Origin of the sequence: Acidilobus sp., assembly GCF_049973875.1 — an archaeon.
Classification (GTDB): Archaea; Thermoproteota; Thermoprotei_A; order Sulfolobales; family Acidilobaceae; genus Acidilobus.
This window is the reverse complement of record NZ_JBMFJI010000048.1, coordinates 1-4,065: the sequence shown is the minus strand read 5'-3', so window position 1 is coordinate 4,065 and position 4,065 is coordinate 1. Positions and strand designations below refer to the sequence as shown.

The 4,065-nt window shown below is 65.3% G+C and carries 6 protein-coding genes; 5 read left to right on the top strand and 1 reads right to left on the bottom strand.

All coding sequences use genetic code 11. The features are described from left to right. Window positions 1-106 precede the first annotated feature (106 nt). The 4 genes from ACP5H1_RS08055 to ACP5H1_RS08040 all read left to right on the top strand — a co-directional run bounded on the left by ACP5H1_RS08055 (window position 107) and on the right by ACP5H1_RS08040 (window position 3,581). Window positions 107-847 carry a hypothetical protein gene (locus tag ACP5H1_RS08055; protein ID WP_427973899.1) on the top strand — a complete coding sequence of 247 codons (741 nt, stop codon included), beginning with the start codon at window positions 107-109 and terminating at the stop codon, window positions 845-847. Next, the gene (locus ACP5H1_RS08050) at window positions 831-1,589 is read left to right on the top strand and encodes a hypothetical protein (RefSeq protein WP_427973897.1); all 759 of its coding nucleotides are present in this window, start codon (window positions 831-833) and stop codon (window positions 1,587-1,589) included. The genes ACP5H1_RS08055 and ACP5H1_RS08050 overlap by 17 nt, the downstream gene beginning before the upstream one ends. Then, window positions 1,532-3,013, top strand: a complete 1,482-nt coding sequence (locus ACP5H1_RS08045) for a hypothetical protein (RefSeq protein ID WP_427973895.1) — start codon at window positions 1,532-1,534, stop codon at window positions 3,011-3,013. Before ACP5H1_RS08050 ends, ACP5H1_RS08045 begins: the two co-directional genes overlap by 58 nt. 67 nt (window positions 3,014-3,080) lie before the next feature. Then, on the top strand, window positions 3,081-3,581 hold the full coding sequence (locus ACP5H1_RS08040) for a 4Fe-4S dicluster domain-containing protein (RefSeq protein WP_427973892.1): 501 nt from the start codon (window positions 3,081-3,083) through the stop codon (window positions 3,579-3,581). Between the two features lie 89 nt (window positions 3,582-3,670). Here the strand turns inward: ACP5H1_RS08040 and ACP5H1_RS08035 are convergent, their stop codons facing one another. Then, window positions 3,671-3,781, bottom strand: a complete 111-nt coding sequence (locus tag ACP5H1_RS08035; protein WP_427973889.1) for a hypothetical protein — start codon at window positions 3,779-3,781, stop codon at window positions 3,671-3,673. On the opposite strand from ACP5H1_RS08035, the gene ACP5H1_RS08030 reads away from it, so the two are divergent. Next, window positions 3,735-3,926 carry a hypothetical protein gene (locus ACP5H1_RS08030; RefSeq protein WP_427973902.1) on the top strand — a complete coding sequence of 64 codons (192 nt, stop codon included), beginning with the start codon at window positions 3,735-3,737 and terminating at the stop codon, window positions 3,924-3,926. The two genes, ACP5H1_RS08035 and ACP5H1_RS08030, sit on opposite strands and share 47 nt — an antisense overlap. The last annotated feature ends 139 nt before the right edge of the window (window positions 3,927-4,065 follow it).

The following is a 4,065-nucleotide window of genomic DNA, read 5'->3' as shown; positions in this document are numbered from 1 at the left end:
CTTGAGGTCGAGAACGTAACGTCGTCGTGACGTCTCACGGCCCCTTTTACGTTTGCGCTGCCATGCTTACTAAAAGGGAGGCTTTAAAGGGCGGCAGGGGGCAGCCTTGGGCAACGATGAGGTCAACTACGCTTACGCCGCCGTTGTGATAGTGGTCTCAGTCCTAGGTGCGCTTGTAGTGCTGAGGTACCTGGGACCCCTTGGCCACCCCCTGCCCGAGCCCCCGTTTAACGTCAGCCTAGTTAACGTCAGCGGCGTAGGTGATAGGCTTTACGTTAACTTAACCATAAGCGACTGCCTAGTGAGGCCGTCGGGGGGCGAGGTCGAGGTCTACCTGGGCGACAGCCTGATGGGCTATGGCAGCTTCAACGCCACCTGCGGCCCCAACGTTGTCGTGTTCCCCCTCCAGCCCCGGCTGGTGGGCGCGGACGCCAGGTTCGTTGTAAACGTGTCTATAGGCGACAGGGGCTACGTGCTGTCCTACTTCGAGAGGCTGGTGACGGCCGCCATGTCGCTGAGGCCGCTTAACGTTACCTTCGAGGACGACGGCGAGTTCCTGTTCCTCAGCTACGTCTCCCCGTTCCCCCTGGAGGTCTCGGCCAGCCAGGTCACCTACATTAACTACAACACGTCTGTGCTTGTGCTCTCCGGGTGCAACACCACCAGGGCCCTGGCGCCGGCGGGCCAGGGGACGGTTAAGCTCCAGCTGCTGAACTGCAGCTATGAGGATCAGAGCGCCCTGAGGCCGGGGGACGTCTACCAGGTCAGGGCCCTGGCCAACGTCACCTACCTCTCGCCTTACGGCAACGTGACGCAGGGGGTGGGCCTCCTTGGTTACCAGGGCTAGGCTTTTGGCGGCCGTCGCCGCGTCCCTGATAATAGCCTCCCTCGGCGCTTTGGCGGCCATGCCGGCGGTGGTCGCTGACGCAAGGTACTACTACATAGGGGTCGGCCTTGTCTCAAGGGTTATAACGCCCACCTACTCCAAGGTAATAGTATACCCTCCCATGGCCGTCCCGGAGGTGCTCCTGGGGGCCTCGGCCGTCTACATAGCGTTCAACAGGAGGGCCAGGGCGGCCTACCTCGCGCTTGCGGCCCTCTCCTATTACTTCACCGCCGCCCTCGAGGTGGCCGAGGGCCTCAGGGGGCTCGGGGGGCTCACCATAAACTACGGCCCCTCGTCAGCCCTCGTGGTTCCCAGGGCCTCGGTCAGCCTCAACTACGCCTCCGTGGCCCTGCTCGCCGCGTCGGCCGGGGCCGCCATGGCCGCCTCTGCATGGGGCGAGGTAAGGAAGTTTATGGAGGCGGCCGAGGCCATGGCCAGGAGGAGGTTCGGCGTCGGCCTTGAGGAGCTCAGGAGGAGGAGCCCAGGGCTCGCCAGGGCCGTTGAGCTCTACTCGAGGTACTCGCCGGGCTACGGCGAGGGCAGGTCACACATATATGACGAGGGGGAGCCGATAAGGGAGGTGGCCGACAGGGAGGCCAGGAGGACCTTCGGGGTAGGCATAGACGAGCTGGAGAGGACGAAGCCGTGGGCCGCCAGGGAGATAATGAGGAGGGCCAGGTACATGAGGAGGCGCAGGGCATGAGGAGGGCGGCCCTGCTGCTGTTGGCGCTTGCGGTGCTCGCGGCCCTGGCGGTGGCGGAGGCGGACGTTACCTTTGTTTACAGGGCGACCCTCAGCCTGGAGCCCGCGGCGAGCCCTGTAGTTTACAGGGCATCGGCGCCCGTGTGCGGGTTCGCCCCCAACATCTCCGTGCTCCACTACGGCGCCGCCCAGGACTCTAGCGGCTACGCCTTCACCCTCCTGGTCCCGGCCCAGCAGGGCTATGAGTACATTCTGCAGTGGCCCATAGCGGTGTTCACGGCGGCGGAGGGCGGCACGGCGACGGTAACCCTTGGAGGGGGCTCGACGACCATCAGCGTTCAGAGGGGGGCCACCTACCTCTTGTACCTGTTATCAGGCGCCCCGCTGCCTAACGTCAGCCTCTCAGGCAGCCTCGCCTTCACGCCATCCTCGGCCCAGGGGCTCAGCCTCGTCTACGGCCTGAGGACGACAATCTACCAGCCGCCCCAGGGGGCGGCGCTGAGCTTCGTCGACGGCCAGTCGCTCCAGACCACAGTGTACTACCAGGGCGACTACAACGGCACGCCGGACGGCGGGTGGCCCCAAGACCTGGGCCCCTCGGCGGCCGAGGCCCAGTACTGGGACCTGTGGTACGCCGGCTCAGCGGCCCAGCCGGTGATGGACATGACCGGGTACCTGCAGGAGCGCTATGGCCATCTTCAGTACGCCCCCTCGGCCGGGGCCGTCCTCTGGAGCTACAGCTACGTGGGCGGGCATAACATCACGGTGGCCGCGGTGATAACCTACAGCAACTCGAGCCTGGCCTCAGGCCCGGGCCACGGTGTCTACTTCTACCTCTTCCTGGCGCCGCAGGGAAATGTGACCAACCAGTCCATACCATACGTTTCCTCGGAGAGCCTGAGCCAGCGCCCTTCGCCCCTCATGGGCGACGTCATATACCCGGCCTCCAGGGGCCCCTACCTGGTGGTCCAGTTCGACCCGGCCTGGTACTACAGTTCCTCGTCGGCCACCGGCCCGGGCATCGGGGGCAGCAGCGGCCCCTGGAACGCCTGGGTCGTTAGCGTCACGGCCGCCGGCAAGGGGAAGGGCGCGAGGCTCAAGGTGAGCTTTGAGCCGAGCCCGAGCCCCAACCTGGGCTCACCCTGGAGCGGCTGGGACGGCGTCGGCTCCTGGAGCCCTGGGCCCTGGGTCCCCGGCCCCGGCGACTACGTACTGGTGTGCGTGACCTACGACCCGTCCAGCGGCTACGTGTACGGCAGGGCGGTGGACCTGAACTACCCCTTCTACAACTCCACCTTCAGCGAGTACGTGGGCAGCTACTTCAGCCCGCCGGCAACTGGGACCTACTACTTCGGCGTCGGCTCAGGCACGGGCAACCTCTACGCGGCGGACTGGGGCCTCGTGTGGGCCTGGGCGGGGCCTTAGAAGCCTTTTCGGGCCCCCGTGAATATATTGAAATACTCTAGTCGGCCTGCTACCCTGGGAGGACCCCTTGAAGCAGCTCATTGCAATTCCTGAAAGGTGCACCGGGTGCGGCAGGTGCGAGCTCGCCTGCAGCTTCGAGCACTTCAAGGTCTTCGACCCGGAGCTCTCGGCCATCCACGTGCTGAGGCTTGAGAGGGAGCCCCTGGACGCCCCGCTCTTCTGCATACAGTGCGGCCTCTGCGCCATGGACGGCGTGTGCCCCCATAACGCCATCTACAGGGACCCCAACACGTTCTCGGTGGTAATAGACAGGGCAAGGTGCGACGGCTGCGGGAGGTGCGTGGAGGTCTGCCCGTACGGAGTGATAACGATTGACCACATCGAGAAGAAGGCCTTGAAGTGCGACCTCTGCGGCGGGGACCCGCAGTGCGTCAAGGCGTGCCCCGAGAACGCCCTGGCGTACGTTGACGTCAACGAGGCCGCCTACTACAAGAGGTACTTCTTCGCCAAGCTGCAGGAGAAGTTCATGGTCCCCATAGTCCCCTACCCGGCCAGGGGCTCGAGCTGAGGGCCGCAGGGCCGCGCCCAGCAGTTAAGGTCTGTAGGCGGCAGCGACGCGGTCGGTCTCATCTAAGGCAGTGATTAGTTCGCCTCGCGCTAGCCCCTCTGCTGGAACGCCCTCCGGATAAGGACATCGGCCGGCCTGTACAGGTCGCCCTCCTTGGCGAGGAACGAGGCGTCCACGAGGTTCCTGATGAGCAGGGTCACCTGCTTGTCGTCGACCCTTGCCCCCTCCCTGGCCTCGAGGACCCTCAGCTCCTCCTCCCTGTCAAAGAGGTCCCTGGGGTTCCTCCTTCGGCCTGGGGTCGAACAGCAGGGTACCTCCCCAGTAACTGGGCACCTCCCCAGCTGATAAGGGCCGAGGGCATCAGCCCGTGGGGCGGAGGGCTAGGAAGGCCTGCGACTGCCAACGGGGCCGCCGCCGCCTCTGAGTCCCGGAGATGAACGTTCAGCAGGGCTGATTACTTGTGGGCTCCAGCTGAGCCCCGGTG